Raw genomic sequence first — 20,297 nt, 5'->3', positions numbered from 1 at the left:
TATTTTCGCACCGAAAAATCAGTCTAAATAAGAATAACGTTAAATGTTTACTAATTTCAAACGCATATCCTACTTACTTTTAACGCTTTCATTATTAGCTTGGAATGCCAATTCTCAAAATAATCTTTTATCATTAAAAGGGAAACTTTCAGATGAAAATGAAGTTATTCTCAAAACTATCGACATATATTTAGTTGAACTTAACCTAACAACACAAACAAATCCTGTTGGTACTTTTGAATTTAAAAATGTTCCCTCAGGCTTCTATACACTGATTATTGAAAAAAAGGGCTATGAAACTTTAACAAAAAAGGTTCAGTTAAAAAATGAAAACTATTACGTTCATCTCATTCTAAAAAAAAGCGAACAACTAAAAGAAGTAGTTGTTTTGGGTAAAAAGAAAAACGAATTCAAGTCGCTTGGTTATGAATTAGATATATTGAATGTTACCGACGACTTCAAAAACACTAAAACACTTAATCAAATATTAGAACAGCAATCAAGTATTAATGTTCGACAAAGTGGTGGTTTGGGATCTAGAGTTAATTATTCTATTAATGGATTATCGGAAAAATCTATTCGATTTTTCATTGATGGCATTCCTATGGAGTTTTACGGAAGTTCATTCTCAATCAACACCATACCTGTATCAGTTATTGATAAAATTGAAATTTATAAAGGTGTTACACCAATATACTTGAGTAATGATAATCTTGGAGGAGCTATTAATTTAATTACGAAAAAAAGCTCTCAAAACGTAACCGAAATCTCTTATTCTTTCGGTTCATTCAATACGCATACCTCATCTGTCTATACAAACATAAATCTCGATAAAAAAGGAACTTATATTAATGCTTTTGGATTTTATAATTATTCAGATAATAACTACGAAATTTGGGGTAAAAATGTATTGGTAACGGATCCAGAAACATTTAACGTTACCAGAAATAATCGCGTTGAACGATTTCATGATGCCTTTCAATCTCGTGGAATTAAAGCCTCTTTTGGAGTCAAAGACAGAAGTTGGACCGATCATTTTGAAACAGGGCTTATTCTAACTGATTTCGATAAAGAGATTCAACATGGACCAACTATGGAAATTCCTTTTGGAGAGGCTACTTATTCTCAAAAAAATGGAACTGCATTTCTTCGCTATTCAAAGAAAAACTTACTAAACAAAAAACTAGGACTTCAATTATTTGCTGGATATTCCGATCGAACAAGAGTTCATATTGATACCACTAAAAATATTTACAGTTGGAATGGCAAAATTATAGGTCAAAGAGTTCTTGGAGGAGAGCAATATGGCTCTTTAACACAAAATACATTAAAGAAGAAAACTTTTGTACAAAAACTGAGTGCCGATTATAAATTGAACAATCAACATAAAGCCTACTTTACATCGCAAATTGCTTTTGTCAACAGAACCGATAATGACCCAACAATTTCAAATAAAAGTGAAGCTTATTGGACTCCTCAACATTTCAACAAAAACACCTTTGGGTTATCTCTTGACTCAAAATGGCTCAATAGAAAATTAAGAACTTCATTCTTCGTTAAAAATCATTCGTTTAATGCTAAAATTAAAACTACCGAAGATGGGCAATTGTTCAGAAATACGGATACAGATGCAAACTTCTTTGGGTTCGGGTTTTCATCATCGTATAAAATCAATCAGCTCCTTACTCTAAAAGCCTCTTTTGAAAGAGCTAACAGGCTTCCTGAAGAAGAAGAGATTTTAGGGGATGGTGTAAATATATTAAGCACAGATCAACTTGAAGCCGAGCAAAGTTTTAACTATAATATTGGTGTACAGCATCAACTATTATTGAATGAAAACTCTACGTTGACCTATGACATCTTTTTTTTTCGAAGAGACGTGGATAATTTCATTAAGTTATGGCAAAAAAACGACTCCGCTTTTGTTTATATCAATTTTGATGATGTTGATATTCATGGATTTGATGCCGAATTGAAATACCAATGGAAAAATAGATTCCAAATTAACTACGCGATCTCAAGGCTGTTTCCAGTCATAAAATCGAGATATGATAGTTTTGGTAATGAGAACCTATTATTCAATTCAGAATTACCGAACACCTTATTATTTAAGAGCACTTTAAATGCTCAAATAAATTTCGAAAATACTTTTAAAACAAATGATGCCTTTACGGTGAAGTGGGCTTCGAATTTTGTGGATTCATTTTTTGTACGTGACAATGTTTTTGGTGCAGATAATAAAGATGAAATACCGCAACAATTCTCCCACAATATTGGTATAAACTATTCCTTTCCTAATAAAAAAATATCGATTGGGTTGGATTGTAACAACATCTTTGACGCACAGTTGTTTGACAACTTTGCCATTCAAAAACCAGGAAGAGCATTCTTTACTAAAATTAATTGGTCTATATAACAACTATAATTATTATGAAAACTCGATTTAAGTTTACACAATTGCTAGGTTTAATACTACCTGCAGTTTTTATGATGTCATGTTCAAGTGACAATGATAATCCTGGAGACGATACTCCAGTTGAACCAGCTAATTATTCGGTTTTAGCAAATATTGACAGAACCTACTATTTAGCTCAAACAGATGATTTAACACAAGGAAATTTAAGTTTTTTAAACAACGGTACTCAGTTGGATTCAGATATCTCTGCAAAAGTTTTAAAGCAAGGAGACTTTTTATATTCTCTAAGCTATGGAACTGGTATTCTTACCCAATTAAGAACACAAGAAGATGGTACCTATGCAACTGTTAAAGAACTTGATGCCGGTTTAGCTGTAGGATCAACTACTCCACGTTACAAAATTGCAAACGAAACAACCTTAATGCTATATAATGTAACTACCGAGGAAGTAAAAAATAACGCTGACGAAATCGTAGATTATATTTGTACACTTCGTTTTGCTGCAGTTAACCTTCCTGATTTAACAATTAGTAACTTAACTGAGTTTGTTATTCCTCAATCAGAAAATGCAAAATTAGGCGGTAGTTCAATTGGTTTTCACCCAATGCGTGTAGATAGTCCTGTAATTTCAGGGAATAAAATCTATTTCGGGTTGATGCACTTAGATATTCAATCATCACCAATTCCTCCTTTCAGAACTCCAAAACAAACTGGATTAGAAACCTTAGTATTTGATTACCCATCATTTACAAATGGGCAAATAGTTGAATCTAACACAGCTGCAGGGCATACAGGTGGTTATAGAGCTCCTTCGATGCACGTTGATGAAAGAGGTGATGTATATCAATCAAACTGGTTTACTACAGGAAGTAAATTCGACTTATCGGCTGGTGATAAAACTGTAATTAAAAAATTAACGAATGGGTCTTATGACGAAACTTATGAATTTAATATTTCAGAAGCTTTAGGATTAGACTCGAACGTTGGAACCGTTGGATGGTTCTATGTTGGAAATGGTGTTGGTTTTATGCCTATTCATTTTGAAAACGAAGGGAATATTGTTAGAGAAGATTCTTGGAAAGTTGCTAGGATTAACGTGTACAACAAAACAGCCGAACTATTAGATGTTCCATTTTCGAGATTGTTCTCTTACCAAAACGGTGTAATTGAAGGAAATAAGTTCTTTATGGCTATTTCTCCTCAAAATCAAGATGCTTTTATCTATGAATTTAATACTGAAAACACTTCAGTAAAAAAAGGATTAGCGCTTGATGGTGGAAATCTTTTAATTGAAGGAATCTATTAATTTGTTTTAACCTTGGTCTTTCCTTGATCATCAAGGGAGGGCCTTTTAAATTGGTATTATGAGCTTAAAAAAACTAACATATCTATTAGCTGCTTGTTTCTTGATGTTTTCGTGTTCTTCTAAAAAGCATAAAGGTCCGTTTAACTACGAACTTATTAAAAGTAAACTAGACCTTACTGTTTCAGAAACTGAACAATTTGATGAAATTATCGGTGAATACACTAAAAAGCTAGTCACTAATTTCCAAACTTCAGGAAAAACAAAGTCAGAAAAAATGGCTCATGCCAAAGAGTTGTCATCGCAACAAGATAGTTTGATTAAGTTATTACTTTCTAAAGAGAAGTACAGTATTTATAAAACAGAAATTGACATTGAGCGTAAAGGTAGAGATAGGCATAATATGGATCTAATAAAAGGTCAGTTAGGCTTAGATAGTTTACAAACAAAAAAGTTTGAAGCTGCCAACAAAGCGTTTTACACTACCTTAGTTGAAAACCACGATTATTATCATGGAAAGCCCGATGTTTATCTTCAATACTATAAAGAAATTGATGTAAACCGTCAAAATTTATTCGAAAAAATTTTAAACAAGGAGCAACTTGAAACTTATAATAAGTTGAAGAGTGAATACAAAATTGGTCAAAGTGAGCACTAGTTCATGAAGAAACTATTTATTCGAAAAAAAAGAAAGAATGAGAGTTATTTAAAGTATTTAATAGCTCTTTTTCATTTATGGTTAGGTCTATTATCAAGCATCATTATTTTTATTGTTTGCTTAACAGGAAGCATTTATGCTTTCAAAAACCAACTATTAGATTCCTTTTCAGACGATTTCACATTAGAAACTAACTCTGCTAAAACTACGCCATTACAAAAGTCGATAACACTCTTTAGCAAAGAATTTGAACCTCCAACTTCAATTTGGGTCAAAGAAAATAGTATTGAAATTTCTTCTTATGCTAAAAATAATCTTGGTTCACACGCTTATTTCAATGCTAATACAGGAGAAATAGTTCGTATCCAAAACTCTAAATTGACGTATTTCTTCGAAATCATACTTGAAATTCATCGCTACTTATTGGTTGAAGAACCAGGAAAACTCATCGTAGGTATCAGTGTTTTATTCTTTGCCTATTTGCTCATTAGTGGATTCATCATGTGGCTTCCCAAAAGATTAAAAGCACTAAAAAGCGTTCTCACGATTAACTTCAAACTAAAAATTAAACGTATTAATTACGATTTACATCGAGTGCTCGGTTTTTACGCTCTTTTACCATTGCTTTTAATAGCTATTACTGGTTTGTATGTTTCTTTTCATTGGTTTAAACAGTTAAATATTCAGGCACTTGGTGGACCATCAATAGCCATCAATCAATCAAATATTGGAAACAATGGTCTGAGTAAAGACATAGCAGATGCTTTTAATGCTGCTTTTGATGATTTGGTTGAAACCGAAAAAGACCAACCAATAAAAACCATTAATGAACTCCTGGAAATAGCAAAAGATGGATTACCAGAATATAGTCATGTCCAAATCATTTATCCATTCGCAAACTCTGGGTATTATTCTTTTAAATTCTATAGGAAAGGGCTTTGTTCTTTAGCTGTTTATGATCATGTCAAAATCAACCAGTTTGGTGAAGTGAACAAAATCAATTTATTTAGTGAGCTTGACCTCTATAAACAATATATGCTTATTGTAAAACCTCTTCATACTGGAGAAATCTTTGGAATAACATCGATAATTATATACTTTTTGATGAGCTTAATAGGTTGCTCATTACCAATAACTGGATTTATTATTTGGTATAACAAAGTGGTTAAGCTAAAAAAGTAAAAGATTCTTATATCTCCGATAAAATCAAAAAGGTACTAGTATCTCCAAATTGCATCAATTCATCAATTAAATTTTGTAAATGCAGTTGATTTTTTAGCACAACTTTTAAATGGACATTCTGGTTTCCAGTGATTCTATAGGCTTCTTTAATTTCGGTTTTTGAACTAATGAAATTAAATAATAGCTTTAAATTCCCATGAAATACTTTCACTAAAACAAAAGCTTCTATATCAAAACCAAGTAATTTGTAGTCGAGTTTTAAATTGTACTTTTTAATAACTCCTTGCTCTTCTAACTTAAGAATTCGTTCTCTTGTTGCCGATGGCGATAAACTCACTTTCCTTCCAATCTCTGCAAAAGTTTCTCTTGAGTTTTCTTGTAAACATTGAAGAATACTTTCATCAATATCTTCTAAATTAAAATCACTTGCCATATCTTTCTAAATACAATGAATCACCTATAAAAATACTATTTTACAATTGAATCAACTTCAAAAATTCTCTTGAAAGTAATAGTTTTACAAGAAATTAGTTCAATCATGAGTATTGCAATCATTTTTAATAATAAGGACCCTGAAATTTGGAAAGAAGCTCTGGAGCAAAAATTAAAAGGTGTCACAGTTGAAATTTATCCAACTGTTGAATCTCCAGAAGAAATAGAATTTATTCTATGCTGGAAACCAGATAAAGGAGTACTTTCTCAGTTTCCAAACACCAAAGTAATACAATCCGTTGGTGCTTCCGTGGAGCATATAACCAATACTCAAAAACTAAATCATGAAACTGTAGTTACAAGAATTGTAGATGAGAACTTATCACTAGACATGTTCGAATTTTTACTTTCTTCGATTTTGTTTAAGATGAAGAACTTTGATTATCACTCAAATCAAAAACAACATCAAAACTGGTTTCCTACTAACTACAAAACTATTAAAGAAACTACTATTAGTATTTTAGGTTTGGGTGAAATAGGAAGTTTCGTTGCTAAAGAACTTTTAAAAATAGGTTTCAATGTAAAAGGATGGTCCAACTCAATTAAGAACATTTCTGGTGTAAAAAGCTTTCAAGGAGAAGAGGAGCTTTATCATTCTGTAGCTGATGCAAACTATCTTATTAATTTGCTTCCATTGACCTTAAAAACTGAAAACATACTCTCAAAACGACTTATGAGCTCACTTAAAAAAGGTGCGTATATCATCAATGTCGGACGAGGAGAACATCTAGTTGAGGAAGATCTCATCGAATTATTAGATTCTAATCATTTATCAGGAGCATTGTTGGATGTATTTAGAAAAGAACCTCTTCCAAAAACACATCCCTTTTGGAAACACCCTAGTATTACAATTACTCCTCATGTGGCTTCCCTAACAAACGTAAATTCGGCAATAGATATTGTTATTCAAAATTACAATAGATTTAAAAACAATCAAGAATTATTAAACGTGGTTTCACTTAAAAAAGGTTATTAATTATGAATAGTTTTCACTACGCATTTAAAGTAAAAGATATCGCCAGTACCATTGAATTTTATAGCAACATTTTGAACTGTTCGCTTGGAAGACAAACAGAAACATGGGTAGATTTTAATTTTTTCGGCCATCAACTCTCGGCTCATGTATCTAAAAACTTACCTGAGCTTGACTACTGTGGTCTTGTAGATGGAGTCAAAGTTCCTATTCCTCACTTCGGATGTATTTTACAAAAAGAAAAATTTGATTTTGTAAAACAACAGTTAGAAAAACACAACATCAACTTCATAGTTAAACCACAAGTTCGTTACGAAAACATGAAAGGTGAACAACAAACAATGTTTGTTTTAGATTATAGCAACAACCCAATTGAATTTAAGTCTTTTAAAAATGATAGTGAGATTTTTTAGAATTGTCCACTCAGATATTAATGTTACGAGTAATCCGCGATTAAAATTCCAACTTTCTCGCTTAAATCCTCAGTTTCATTAATAATTCTACTAACATCTTCTAAATTATCAAGTGAGTCAAAAATTTGAATTTTAGGAACTAAATCCCTTAGAAGTCTCTCAGATCTAAGTTTAGACTCTACTAAATTATCATAATCTTCAACCCTGTTTCGTCGATTAAAACTCCAAGACCCTAGGCCTCTATTGAGAAAAATTGAAAGAATACTTCCAACAGTAGCAATAACACCTGAAACAAGCTGTAATTTAAATTTCATATCCTTGTCTTCATCAAATTCATTCATCAAAGTAATTAAAATAGCACTACTTCCTATTGCTGCGATAATTTGAGAAATTAACTCCAACTTTTTATAGTTGTCTATTTTCTTTTTAATTTTTTTAAAAAACACATGTGCTTGATCAGATACCGTTTCCAATGTTTCTTTCGCTGTTTTTGCCTTGATAAAAACTTCCTCACGGTTTATATCATCTTCCTCTCCTTCACCAGCTACTGCGGCATTCCCTAGTTTATCTCCAATATTGAATAAATACTCATAATTAGCATCAGTAGTATCTTTCAAGCCTTGATACTTACTCACACTTAGTTTATGTAACAAACCAACTGTTTTTGAGTTTGCCATATCCTGTTTCTTATTATTTCCCATATTTTTTAAATTTTAAAATAATTAAATATAAAGTCAACTAATTTTTGCCAAATTCCATTCTTTTTATAGAAAACCTCAACCTTAGTATCTCCTACATTGCTAAAAGAATCAGGCTTTAGTATTAGTTTTACTTTACCAATACCTCCATTAATTTTTTGATTTGAGATTGATGTGATTAAATCTTTATAAGTATTCGCCTTCTTAAACGAATTTGCAATAGCCAATCCAAAGTTTAAATCATTAATTAAATCTGTGGTTCCAGCTGCTACATTATAATATGATGATGAGCATCCACCTGTAAAAACATCAACATTATATTCTTTTCCAAGTTCTTTGATGTAATCAAAATCGATCTTATAATTACTATTTCCAATGCCTTTAAAAGCACCATTTTCAACATGTCCTACTAAAAAAAGTTTTCCTCCTTTATTATCTTTAAACTCACGTTTTAAAATTCTTTTTACATAATTGGTATTCTTATTTTTTATAAAATTTATAGCTCCTTTTGGAAACATCTTTCGCAAACTATCAATAACCTTGTTTTTTTTCAACTTCGAATTTGACTCATGCTTTGAAAAGAATATTGTTTTTGTATTGCGTTTATCTATAGCGGTTGACAAATCCTTTTTTAGCTTAGATATATCCTCGCCCAAATTTGCAGTCCTCTCCATATAAACATTGGCATCATCAAACAATTGAATTGCATCCTTTTCTTCGACTTTAACCGATGCTCCTCTAATTTTAATTTTATTTCGATGAAACTTTTGGTATTCCTTATTAGTTTTAACGTAGTAGTTTTGATTCGTTAAATCTTCCTTTAACTTTTTTCGAATACCAGAACTCAAAACAGGTTCGCCATTGCCCAATTTTTTGTGAACCTTAAAGTAGTCTAACAACAACGATTCTAAATCAGTTTCATTCGTATCAAGAACTTTTTTTAATTCCTCTTTTTTCCTATCTAATTCCTCTTGAACCTTACTTTTGAATTCTTTATGCGTCATCTTTGAATTCAAAGAGTGGTCTTTCTTAAACTGCGCTTTCACTTTTTCTAATCTCTTATGTAAAAAGTCAAACTCTTTAAAAAAGTCCTCTTGACTTTTAATAGTTACTTCCGCATTTGACGATTTAATATATCCAAGAGTATTTAATTTAGTTTCAAGTTCATTCGTTTCTTTAATTATAATATCTAAATTATCATCAATTAGAGAATGGATTTTTTCAAAATCTAGGTCATTTATTTCTTTTTTAAAAGGTTTTAACTTCGCTGAAAAATCAAGTTCTTTGGGTAAATATCTACTTCTTTTCAAGTCTGACCATCTATGAAAAAATTGTTCACTTAAAAGTGGTAATTCCGTTACTAGACCTAATTTTCTAGCCAATTTGACACTCACAAAAAACCTTGTTGTTAACTCCTCATATTCCGCAATGAATCGCTCAACCCCCTCCTGGGTTACTTTGTATTTATTCCCAAAACCAATGGCAAAATCATGAGGTTTTATATTATTCCTTTTTTGAAATGTGCAAATAGCATCGTATACCGAACCTTTTACATATTTTACTAATCCCATATTCTCGCCGAACTCCTCTTCAACTAATAATAATGCCTTTTTATTTTCATTAAATAACGATTCCTCTTTAAGTGAAATATTTTTGGTTCCAAAAGCTTCCTTTAACTCTCTTTGTTTTATATAGTCTTCAACATTGAATTGGTACCTTTTATACAATTCTTGATTTCTATTATAAAGGTATTTCCTTTTTTCCGTCCATGGTTTATAGAAATCATCCGTATGTAATTTATACCTATTCCCTGGTAAGCTCGTTGGCATTTTGGGAGCCTTAAAAATTGGAGCGAATCTTGGTTTAGGTTTCGCAGCTCGAAATAATTTAATGAGTCCTTCGACTCCTCTTTTTACAACCTGAACCTGTGAACAAGTTGTATGAAAAGTAAACAGAAGAAGTACTAATAAAGCAATTTTCTTCATGGTAGTAAGTTTGATTAAATAACAATAATTAAATACAATAGCTTCTGAAAATTTCAGAATAGTCCCCGATAAAATATTATCTAATAGCGTGTTAGTTCTTACAGTAAATTTAAACTAAATAATTGACTTTAAAAACTATACAGAAAAATCTGAAGCCAAATTACTTCAGATTCATCCTTAATTTCATACTTACATATAGGTATTCTTTCTATAAAATTGTAGCTCCTTATTTTACTATATACGTTTTCTTATCAGGTCCGACACCTGTTATTTTTAATGATTTCCATTCTTTTGGAAGTATTGGATTTTTTTGAATAATACCTTCTTCTGTTAACTGCAATCCTCCGAAGCCAAAAAGAACAGTTTGTAACATTCCTCCAGCTCCTGTTGCAAAATAAGGATGCGTTGCTGTAGCTGTTTCTGAAAGTGCTCCGAAAGGAGGTCTCTTATTCGGCTCATAACTTTCCTTAAACAATCGAAAAGCATTTTCAGCATCTCCTAATCGAGCATAGATAACTGCAAAAACCGATTTTCCCATAGCGGGTCCTTCTTTGGCTAACTTAGGTTCGTAATAACTTAAGTCTTTTAAAATAGTTTCTTTATCATTCACAATGTTTAATGGATAGGACAACAGATTCACATCGGCTTGCTTTATAATTTCTCCATTGTATTTTCTGTGCTCCATGGTAGTTCCATCTGGAAATTTATGAATAATAATTCCGTCCGCAACTGTTTTCCATGTTGAATCACCTTCTAACTTTAAAACTTTAGCAGCATCTATTGCATAACGTAAAGAGGTAATTGCTGAACCGTTGGTAAAAGCGTTATCATCAACATTGTGAGCAAATTCATTGGCTCCTACTACATTTAAAATGCTATACGACCCATCTGAATTCTTCTCAGAGCGACTCACCCAATAATCAGCTATTTCCTTGAGCATTGGATAACCCCTTTCTTTTAACCATTTCTTATCTTTTGTTACTAAATAATAGTTCCAAAAAGCAATTGCAATATCAGCTGTAATATGATGTTCAAAAGTACCTGTAAGTGCCCAAGCTGGTGTTGCCTCTTCTCCTGTATCATCGCTCTCCCATGGAAACATAGCACCTTTGTATCCAAAATTAATTGCCTTTTGTTTTGCCTTGTCTAAGCGATCAGAACGATAATTGACCAATGATCTAGCAATGTCTTGGTTTAACACTAACAACGGAGGATACATCCATAGTTCGGTATCCCAAAAAATATGACCATTATAGTTTTGAGATGACAACCCCATTGGAGCGATACTTAAATCGGAATCACCTCTTCCAAAAGCATATAAATGATACAATGCCAATCGAATGTCTTGTTGCGATTGTAAATCTCCTTCCACAATAATATCTCCTTCCCAAAGATCTATCCACAAATCTTTATGTTGTTTTAATAATGCTTCTTTTGGCGTTAATAAATTGAAAATAACAAAGCGCTCAGATTCCGTTTGAGGATCATGGAAATCTTGTGTTGTACATTGCGCTGCGGTCCATGAAAAGTTAAATTCATTAGTTGCTTTTATGTTCTTACTAAAGGACAAACTATGATTGTACTCAGAAACCTTCTTGTGTTTTAATTCTGGTCGCTGGTGCTCACTAGTACTATTAATTTCACCCCAAATAAAAGTTCCAGATGCAGCCACTTTATGCCTTCCCTGTCTACTCGTTGCTACAGTTTGTAAGATAGGCATGGTCGTTTCTAAATCCTTTAAAACTCTGAATGTACTCGTAGGATTTCTATATTCTTCAGGTGTTTTTATACTTGCAGCGACTTCTATTAAAACATCCATTTTTGGCATTATGGTTACATCCAAGTATCCCGAATATTGCACATTTCTTAAAGCATACATCGTATATTCAACACTGGCTTTGTTTTTAAAATTGAATCTAGTAGTAAAAGAGGCCTCTTTCATATTCAAAGTTTGACTCCAATTTGAGATGTTTTGATCAGAAATAAGTTCTCCGTCGATTTTAATTTCTAAATCCTGAAAATTAATTCCCTTGAGGATTCTGCTTACACCAAGAGGTGATTCTTTATCGTAAACATTATTAAGAATAATCTGTTCAGTTTCTAAAATATGATGTGAAGGTAAAATACCAATACGTCCGTTAGCCACTACAATTCCAGTATAATTATTGGCTTCGCTCGTTGAAATATGCCAACCGTCATTCTGTGCATCCATATAATATGATATGTTTAATATTAGGAGAAAAATTAAAAATTTAGTTCTGTTCATTGTTTCGTTTTTAAGGTTAAAGTCAAAAGCTGAAAGTCAAAATTCCAGTTGTGTCATTTCGAAGAAGGTAATGACTGAGAAATCTTTTTACTGTTTTTGTTGGATATTGGTTTAGATGTTTCCCTAGGTCGAAATGACTGATACCGATACTCAAAACTCAAAATACCCGTTCTTCAGTTTCTTTGTCAAAAAAGCGCAGTCGGTCAATATCTACTCCAATTTCAATTTCTTCATCGACTTTATATTGGTGTTCCGAATTACTTCTAAAACAAAAAAGCTCCTTCGGATTTCCCTTAAATCGGAAGTACACAAAACTCTCACTACCTATAGGCTCCACATTTTCAACAAGTGCCATCATCGTTTGAGAAAGTCGTTTTTGATTTTCAATTGCTTTGTCATAAATATATTCAGGTCGAAAGCCAAAATAAACAGACTTCCCTTCATAAGACTTCATGCTTGGTTGCATATCTTTTGGAATACTAAACTCCAAATCTTTCGATATAAATTTAGCTTCTTCTTCAACAAGAATTTTTCCTTCTAAAAAGTTCATAGAAGGACTTCCAATAAAACCAGCAACAAACTTATTTGTTGGATTATTAAAGAGATTCATGGGCGTATCAAATTGCATGACGTTTCCATCTTTCAACACTACAATTCTATCACCCATGGTCATAGCTTCAATTTGATCATGCGTTACATAAACAATTGTCGCTTCTAATTGCTTGTGCAGTTTTTTTATTTCTGAACGCATTTGCACTCTTAAGGCAGCATCCAAGTTCGATAAAGGTTCGTCAAATAGGAAAACTTTCGGATTTCTTACAATGGCTCTTCCAATAGCAACACGCTGGCGTTGCCCTCCCGACATATCTTTTGGGCGTCTGTCTAATAAATGCGTTATCCCTAAAATTTCGGCAACCTTTTCAACTTTTTCTTTAATTTCTTTCTTCGGAACTTTTCTCAGCTTTAACCCAAAAGCCATATTCTCAAAAACAGTCATATGAGGATACAAGGCATAATTCTGAAATACCATTGCAATATCTCTATCCTTAGGAGAAAACTCATTCATTCGCTGTTCATCTATCTTCAATTCGCCATCCGTAATATCTTCTAGACCAGCAATCATCCTAAGTAACGTAGATTTCCCACAACCTGAAGGACCTACCAAAACAATAAACTCCTTGTCGTTAATAGCAAGATTGGCATCCTTTATTGTAGCTTCTTTTGCATTGGGATATATCTTTTTTAAATGAGAAATTTCTATTGTTGCCATACGTTTTATCCTTTAAGTCCTGAGCTGGCAACACCCTGCACAAAGTAGCGCTGAAAAATGATAAAAATTGCCAAAGTAGGAAGTGATATTAATATTGTTCCAGCCATTAATAATGGCCAATCGGTTAGTAATTCATGTCGTAAACTTGCCATTCCTAGCGGCAATGTGTACATATCTTCTGTATACGAAACAATTACAGGCCAAAGAAATTCGTTCCATGAACCTTGAAAAGTATATATCGCTACAGCCGCCAATGCTGGTTTGGAAATAGGAATAAATATTTGCCAGAAAAGTCTGAAATAACTACAACCATCAATTAACGCCGCCTGTTCCAAATCTTTCGGAATGGTTTCAAAAAACTGCTTCATTAAAAAAATATTGGTTACTCCAACCAATCCAGGAAGAATTAATCCTCCATAACTGTTAATCATTGAAAGTTCATTGAGAACGATAAATTTTGGTACTAAAAGAATAATTCCAGGAATCATTAAACTACTTAGCAATAGTGTAAAAATGATTTTTCTTCCAGGAAACTCCAATCTTGCAAAGGTGAAGCCTGCCAATGCCGCAAAAAACACATTCGAAAACGTTTGGATGGTTGTTACCAATACACTGTTAAACAACCATTTTCCAAAAGGTAGTTCGTTCCAAACATTTTTATAGTTTTCTAATGTTGGTGCTGAAGGTAAAAATTGAATCGGCCAATCGAATACATTTTTATCTCCATTGAACGAAATACTTAAGGAGAATAAAAACGGTCCAATATAAATCAGCGTCATGATAGCCAATACAGCTAGAAATATGATTTTTTGTAGTTTCAGTTCTTTCACTTAAATAAGTCTATTTTTAATTATTAATTACGAATTATGAGTTATTAGACTTCCGACCTTTGTCTTTCGCCTTCCATCAATACGATTCTGGTGGAAAATACTTTTTCTGAATCGCAGTTACTGTAAATATCAATAATGCTAGTACCACTGCTGAAGCAGCACCAAATCCAAATCTGAAATATTTAAAAGAGTTTTGATATACGAAATAACTCATGGTTGTAGAAGCATTATCAGGACCACCACTACTCATTACGAAAATTTGATCGAATACTTGAAAACAACCAATCAAACTCATTACAACCACAAAATAGGTAACTGGGCGAACCATAGGAACTGTAATTTTCCAAAACTGTTTCCACTGACTTGCGCCATCAATTTTTGCTGCTTCATATAAGCTCGCTGGAATGTTCTGCAGTCCCGCCAAAAATGACACCATAAAATATCCAGAAGTCGTCCAAACATTTAACATCATAATCGCAGGTAATACCGTAGATGGATTCGTTAACCAATCAATATTCGATTGAATTCCAATAGCGTTTAACAAATAATTCAACAACCCTGGCTTAGAGTAAATCCAAACGAAAATAATTGAAGTAACTACCGATGATGTTATTGCTGGAATATAAAAGGCTGTTCTGAAGAAAGCACGTCCTCTTAATTTTTGATTCATAATAAACGCCAGAAAAAGCGATAAAAACGTTTGAACTGGGACAACTCCCAACGTATACAAAATGGTATTTTTAACTGCTTTCACAAACACCTCATCTTTAAACAATTCGAAATAATTTCCCAGTCCCACAAATGGCTTATCAGGAATTAATAAGTTCCAATCGTAAAAACTGACTACGAAAGCAAACAGTATTGGGAAAAAAAACAAATACCGATATAAGTAGCATTGGAAATGCTAAAAATGTATACGCCCAAAAGCGTTGTTTGTATTTTGGCTTTTTAAATGGCATTAGTTCAGTTTATATTTTTCTAATTGTTTTGCTAGTTTTTTCAAAGTTGGTTCTACTTCTTGCTTTTTATAAAACAATGCTTGCATTGCCGCCTGTGTATCATCAAACCAGCGTTCTTTTAAATTGACTTGATATAATTTTGCATACTCAGCACTTTTCAAAAACACGCTAAAAATAGAATCGTTATAAAAGTTGTTTTCAATAGCTACACTTTTTCGAGTTGGAAGAGCTATTTTTGAATTTGTCCAAATTCTCATTCCTTCTTTTCCGGCTAAATATTGTAACAGTTTCCATGAATCATTCAAATATTCTGCATTTTTGGGAATCACATAGGCGTTTGTAAAAGCAACTGTTGCTTGATTTTTTCCTACAGGTAACTCCGCCACGGCATAATTGACATCAGGATAGCTCTCTTTCAAATAGGGAATTATCCAAGCACCTGAAAAAACCATTGCTACCTGTTTTCTTCCAAAGACATCACCATTCCATCCAGCACCAACATCCGTAGGTATCGTTGCTATTCCTTCTCTATAAAAAGAGAGAAAAAAATCGACTGCCTCAATAAACTCAGGAGTATCAATTTTTATTTGATTCTTTTTTGAAATTATCTCTCCTCCATTCTGAAAAATAAAGGGTAAGACTATATCAATCGAAGCTTCAACTATAAATCCAAATTGATCAATTGTACCGTCGCCATTAGTGTCTTTAGTCAACTTCTTGGCGTAGCTTTTCAATTCATTCCAATCTTTCGGTGGACTGATAATTCCTGCTTCTTCAAACATGTCCTTATTATAAAAGAGTACATAGGCATTAAAATCCTTGGCAAAACCATAGTACTTACCATTGTATTTAAAAGCATCTTTAAACACTGGAAAAAAATCATCCGTATCAAATTCAGGAGTTTGATTTACAAAAGAGTCCAGCGGTTGTAATACATTAAATGAAAAGTAGGCAGGAGAAGTATCTCCTTTCAACCAAAACAAATCAGGTGCATTGCCTGTTCCCAACATTAACTGTAGTTTCTCAGAGTAATTTCCAGGAATGGGTTGATAATCATAAGCTATTTCTGGATACTTTTTTGAAAAAGAATCTAAGGAAGCCTTCACAATGCGTTCTTCCGTAGGACTCGATTGCCAACTGGAAAATCGCACACGATCGACTTTACGTTTGCATCCTAAGAGGATAACGCCCGAAACAAACAAAATTAAAAACCTAAAAATCAAAGACATAAAACAAATCTAATTAATAGATTTTACCTTTTATTCTCTTTTTTTTGCAAAAACCAACTCATTTTTTGCCTTTCATTACACTAAAAACGAAACACTTGACAATATCACATAGATTCATTACTTTCATTAATGTATTACTCTTACAACATGAGGCTTAATTACCAGCACTTACAAAACTCTCCTTCTGAATTCTCTATTGAAGATTTTTGGGTTATTGAAAATGAATTTGGGGTTCATTGGCATTATCATCCAGAAATTGAAATTTGTTTTATTAAACAAGGAACAGGTCACCGAATTATAGGAGACTCCATTCAAAGATTTCAAAGTGGAGATCTGGTTTTAGTTGGAAGCAACCTACCTCATTGTTGGATCACTGATAAGTCATTTAATCAAAGTAATACTAAAATTGAGGTTTATGTAATTCAGTTTCCAACAAATTTGTTCCAATCAAATGTAAAAGAGCTCAAACAACTTTATTCGTTTTTAGTAAAAGCTCAAAAAGGAATTTTCTTCGATATTAATAAAGAGCCTCAATTCTTAAAACTTCTGGAAAAGCTTCGTTCGAAAAATGGTCTTCAAAAATATACGAGTTTATTAAAATTGTTAGAGACCATGCAAAATGCCACCTCCAAAGAAACCTTAGCTTCTTCAACCTATATCTTGGAACCTAATAACAAAACTGAACAAAGAATCACTCTTGTTTGCAACTATATCCAAGAGCATTACAATCAAGCGATTCAATTACAAGATTTAGCCGAAATTGCCGCTATGAACACCTCTTCTTTTAGTAGGTTTTTTAAAAAGAAAATCGGAAAAAGCCCTATAAACTATTTAAACGATGTTCGCATGAGCGTTGCCTGTGCCAATCTAATTAACACAAAAGATAAAGTGTTCAATATAGCTTTCGATGTTGGTTTTCAAAGTGTAGCACATTTTAATAAGCTATTTTTAAACTTTACAGGAAAAACCCCAAGGGAATATCGAAATTCAACAGTAAGATAATCGATACCAAAATCAAATTAATTGAATAGTCATTCTTGATACATCCTTGCTATAAAACATTCTTTTTTAATGAAATGAGTAAACGAATGAATATGATGATACAATGTTTAAAAAAGTATTTTGTAAAATATCAAAAGTGATAATTCGTTAAAAAGGGAAAGGATTCATATATATTCATTATTTTAGTCCACCACAAAACCGTTAATTATACTCAAAATGAAACGATTAATTTATTTTGCAGTAGCTTGTTTAGCTATTGTTTCTTGTAAAGAAGCGCCTAAAGACTATGTTACGTTTTCAGGTAAAATCACAAACAAGAATTCAGATTCACTTGTAGTTGCCAATCCTAAAACAGGAAAGAAAAAAGTTATAAAAGTAGATGAAACAGGAGCTTTTAGTGATACACTAAAGGTTGAAACTGGTCTTCATGTTATTTTCGATGGAACAGAGCAAACCATGGCATTTCTTAAAAATGGAAATGAAATTAATTTAACTCTTGATACAAAAGAGTTTGATGAAACTGTTGTATTTACAGGAAAAGGTTCTGATGAAAGTAACTTCTTAGCTAAATCTTCTTTAATTGAAGAAGAGCTTATGAAGAGTGATGATCTTTTCAAGTTGCCTAAAGAAGAATTCAACGCTAAGTTAAAATCTTACGAGGAGTCTTTCCAAAAAAGACTTGCTGAAAAAGTCTTAGACACCACTTTTGTGGCTTCTCAAAAACAACGTGCTGAAGGAATTAAGAACTACATTTCTAGATATTATGAGCAAGTTGCATACATTAACAAGAACCTTGCTAAAGGATTAGCTTCACCTAAATTTGTGAACTATGAAAACCACAAAGGAGGAACTACTTCTTTAGATGATTTAAAAGGTAAGTATGTATTTATTGATGTTTGGGCAACTTGGTGCCAACCATGTAAAAATGAAATTCCTCACTTAAAGAAAGTTGAGGAGAAATTCCATGGTAAAAATATTGAGTTCGTTGGAATTTCAATTGATCAAGCAAAAGACCACGATGCTTGGAAGAACATGGTTTCAGATAAAGAATTAGCAGGTACTCAATTATTTGCTGACAATAACTGGAACTCAGAGTTTGTAAAAAGCTATAAAATCAACGGAATTCCTCGTTTTATTCTAATTGATCCAGAAGGAAATATTGTGAATGCGCAAGCTCCAAGACCTTCGGATGCTAAATTAGTTGAAGTATTAGAGTCTTTAAACATCTAAAGATCTATTTAACAACATTATAAAAGCACTTTTTATAAGTATATTCTACCTTATAAAAAGTGCTTTTTTTTATGCATTCATCTTGAAAAACAAGGCGTTAAGAGTATCTGAATTTCAAGTCATCTAATTATTTTGTTTAGATTAATTAAAAATAATATATTTGACCCATGGAAGTATGTACACAAAGACGTCAGTATCGTTTATCGTATTCTAAACGCAACGCTTATCAGTTGCATTTAGAACACAAAACTATTGATCTTACCTTTTGTCAATTATTAGCTTTCAGAAAGAAAATTTTTAAGCATACAACTTTTCAAGCTTTGGAAACTTTGGTAAATGAGGATAACTTTGTTTTGCTTTTTGTTGCAGATAATGCTCATTTATTACTTTTGGATGTTCCTCAACTACTGGAACTTCGTGATCTTGTGCAATCCTTATTTGCTCCGAGCCCTTTAGTTTAGAGGCTTCGGCTTTACTAAGACTACTTTTAAATTAGGCGCTACGCCTCATATCGGACGTTTTAATCCGTATCTTTGAAGTGCAATCATCTAAAACCACAAGTAACATGGAAACCGCAATAAGAAGAGACATGATTTTACATGTCGAAGTTGTTGATTTGTTAAATCATCAAATTATGATGGAACAGAGAGCTTCTTCTAAATATTTAGCGATGGCATCTTGGTGCGATCAAAGAGAATTAAGAAATAGTGCTAAGTATTTTTACAGTCAAGCCGAAGAAGAGCGCTCTCACATGATGAAAATTTTTAAGTTTGTCAATGATAATGGAGGAAGTGCACTTTCACCTACTGTTACTGAAGTATCACATGAATATGATAGTTTAAAAGGTATTTTCGAGGCTTCTTTAGATGCTGAAATTGAAGTTACTCAAGCTATCCATAACGTATTTAAAAAAGCGCGTCAGGTTGGAGATTTTACCTCTGAAGTTTTTTTACAGTGGTTTGTTACAGAACAAGCAGAAGAAGAAGAGAAAGTGAGAGATATTCTAGATATGATTGACCTTATGGGAGATTTCCCTTTAAAAATGATTGACGAAAGAATTCCTACGGAATAACAATATTACATACAGAAACAAAAACTAGCAGAAAAAGAGCCTCGATTTTAGTATCGGGGCTTTTTGTTTTGCCCTTATAAACGACAAGATTCCTAAATTAATGTTAGTTCGAGTGTTTTTTACGAAGTTCGAACGAAGTAAGAAATGTATCGAGAACAGTTTATAGTGATAAAGAACACTTCTCGACACGAAATTATTCTTCATTTCATTTCCAATAATTTTACTCGAAGTTGTAAAGGTTAACTAATTCGTTGACAGTTTTGGTTAAAAATATTAGGAGCTACACCATTCAGACTTTGGTGTGGTCTTTCTTGATTG

The 20,297-nt window shown here is 32.5% G+C and carries 18 protein-coding genes; 10 read left to right on the top strand and 8 right to left on the bottom strand.

Annotated features, from left to right (window positions below):
• The first annotated feature begins 43 nt into the window (after positions 1–43).
• Genes ACKTTV_RS00650 through ACKTTV_RS00635 form a run of 4 tightly spaced genes read left to right on the top strand, consistent with a single transcriptional unit; the run spans position 44 to position 5,560 of the window.
• Positions 44–2,416: a TonB-dependent receptor gene (locus ACKTTV_RS00650; protein ID WP_408028870.1), complete on the top strand. Its 2,373-nt coding sequence runs from the start codon at positions 44–46 to the stop codon at positions 2,414–2,416.
• A 14-nt stretch (positions 2,417–2,430) separates the two neighbouring features.
• Positions 2,431–3,723 (top strand): DUF4374 domain-containing protein, encoded by a 1,293-nt coding sequence (locus tag ACKTTV_RS00645; RefSeq protein ID WP_408028869.1) that lies wholly within the window; start codon positions 2,431–2,433, stop codon positions 3,721–3,723.
• 58 nt (positions 3,724–3,781) lie between these two features.
• Complete coding sequence (locus tag ACKTTV_RS00640; protein WP_408028868.1) at positions 3,782–4,378, top strand: hypothetical protein; 597 nt, start codon at positions 3,782–3,784, stop codon at positions 4,376–4,378.
• Between the two features lie 3 nt (positions 4,379–4,381).
• The gene (locus ACKTTV_RS00635; protein ID WP_408028867.1) at positions 4,382–5,560 is read left to right on the top strand and encodes a PepSY-associated TM helix domain-containing protein; all 1,179 of its coding nucleotides are present in this window, start codon (positions 4,382–4,384) and stop codon (positions 5,558–5,560) included.
• A 7-nt stretch (positions 5,561–5,567) separates the two neighbouring features.
• Here the strand turns inward: ACKTTV_RS00635 and ACKTTV_RS00630 are convergent, their stop codons facing one another.
• Complete coding sequence (locus tag ACKTTV_RS00630) at positions 5,568–5,993, bottom strand: Lrp/AsnC family transcriptional regulator (RefSeq protein WP_408028866.1); 426 nt, start codon at positions 5,991–5,993, stop codon at positions 5,568–5,570.
• Positions 5,994–6,098: 105 nt separating this feature from the next.
• Between ACKTTV_RS00630 and ACKTTV_RS00625 the strand changes: the two genes are divergently transcribed.
• Positions 6,099–7,028: a 2-hydroxyacid dehydrogenase gene (locus ACKTTV_RS00625; protein WP_408028865.1), complete on the top strand. Its 930-nt coding sequence runs from the start codon at positions 6,099–6,101 to the stop codon at positions 7,026–7,028.
• A gap of 2 nt (positions 7,029–7,030) precedes the next feature.
• The gene (locus ACKTTV_RS00620) at positions 7,031–7,438 is read left to right on the top strand and encodes a VOC family protein (RefSeq protein ID WP_408028864.1); all 408 of its coding nucleotides are present in this window, start codon (positions 7,031–7,033) and stop codon (positions 7,436–7,438) included.
• Positions 7,439–7,461: 23 nt separating this feature from the next.
• Here the strand turns inward: ACKTTV_RS00620 and ACKTTV_RS00615 are convergent, their stop codons facing one another.
• The 7 genes from ACKTTV_RS00615 to ACKTTV_RS00585 all read right to left on the bottom strand — a co-directional run bounded on the left by ACKTTV_RS00615 (position 7,462) and on the right by ACKTTV_RS00585 (position 16,597).
• Positions 7,462–8,139 carry a hypothetical protein gene (locus tag ACKTTV_RS00615; protein ID WP_408028863.1) on the bottom strand — a complete coding sequence of 226 codons (678 nt, stop codon included), beginning with the start codon at positions 8,137–8,139 and terminating at the stop codon, positions 7,462–7,464.
• 5 nt (positions 8,140–8,144) lie between these two features.
• Positions 8,145–10,121, bottom strand: coding sequence for a hypothetical protein (locus ACKTTV_RS00610; protein ID WP_408028862.1), 1,977 nt, complete (start codon positions 10,119–10,121; stop codon positions 8,145–8,147).
• A 226-nt stretch (positions 10,122–10,347) separates the two neighbouring features.
• Complete coding sequence (locus ACKTTV_RS00605) at positions 10,348–12,387, bottom strand: glycosyl hydrolase family 95 catalytic domain-containing protein (protein ID WP_408028861.1); 2,040 nt, start codon at positions 12,385–12,387, stop codon at positions 10,348–10,350.
• 157 nt (positions 12,388–12,544) lie between these two features.
• Positions 12,545–13,657, bottom strand: coding sequence for an ABC transporter ATP-binding protein (locus tag ACKTTV_RS00600; protein WP_408028860.1), 1,113 nt, complete (start codon positions 13,655–13,657; stop codon positions 12,545–12,547).
• Positions 13,658–13,662: 5 nt separating this feature from the next.
• The gene (locus ACKTTV_RS00595; RefSeq protein ID WP_408028859.1) at positions 13,663–14,487 is read right to left on the bottom strand and encodes a carbohydrate ABC transporter permease; all 825 of its coding nucleotides are present in this window, start codon (positions 14,485–14,487) and stop codon (positions 13,663–13,665) included.
• Between the two features lie 76 nt (positions 14,488–14,563).
• Positions 14,564–15,364: a carbohydrate ABC transporter permease gene (locus ACKTTV_RS00590; protein ID WP_408028858.1), complete on the bottom strand. Its 801-nt coding sequence runs from the start codon at positions 15,362–15,364 to the stop codon at positions 14,564–14,566.
• A gap of 81 nt (positions 15,365–15,445) precedes the next feature.
• Positions 15,446–16,597 (bottom strand): ABC transporter substrate-binding protein, encoded by a 1,152-nt coding sequence (locus ACKTTV_RS00585; protein WP_408028857.1) that lies wholly within the window; start codon positions 16,595–16,597, stop codon positions 15,446–15,448.
• Positions 16,598–16,822: 225 nt separating this feature from the next.
• Here ACKTTV_RS00585 and ACKTTV_RS00580 point away from each other — a divergent pair, with 225 nt between their 5' ends.
• The 4 genes from ACKTTV_RS00580 to ACKTTV_RS00565 all read left to right on the top strand — a co-directional run bounded on the left by ACKTTV_RS00580 (position 16,823) and on the right by ACKTTV_RS00565 (position 19,979).
• Complete coding sequence (locus ACKTTV_RS00580) at positions 16,823–17,677, top strand: AraC family transcriptional regulator (RefSeq protein ID WP_408028856.1); 855 nt, start codon at positions 16,823–16,825, stop codon at positions 17,675–17,677.
• Between the two features lie 216 nt (positions 17,678–17,893).
• Complete coding sequence (locus ACKTTV_RS00575; protein ID WP_408028855.1) at positions 17,894–18,907, top strand: TlpA family protein disulfide reductase; 1,014 nt, start codon at positions 17,894–17,896, stop codon at positions 18,905–18,907.
• Positions 18,908–19,074: 167 nt separating this feature from the next.
• Entirely contained in the window at positions 19,075–19,368 is a 294-nt protein-coding gene (locus ACKTTV_RS00570) for a hypothetical protein (RefSeq protein WP_408028854.1), read from the top strand.
• Positions 19,369–19,472: 104 nt separating this feature from the next.
• Positions 19,473–19,979, top strand: coding sequence for a ferritin (locus ACKTTV_RS00565; RefSeq protein ID WP_408028853.1), 507 nt, complete (start codon positions 19,473–19,475; stop codon positions 19,977–19,979).
• The last annotated feature ends 318 nt before the right edge of the window (positions 19,980–20,297 follow it).

This window comes from Tenacibaculum xiamenense (assembly GCF_964513065.1).
Taxonomy (GTDB): domain Bacteria; phylum Bacteroidota; class Bacteroidia; order Flavobacteriales; family Flavobacteriaceae; genus Polaribacter; species Polaribacter xiamenense.
Note: the sequence above shows the minus strand (reverse complement) of the source record. Positions and strands in the feature narration are given on the sequence as shown.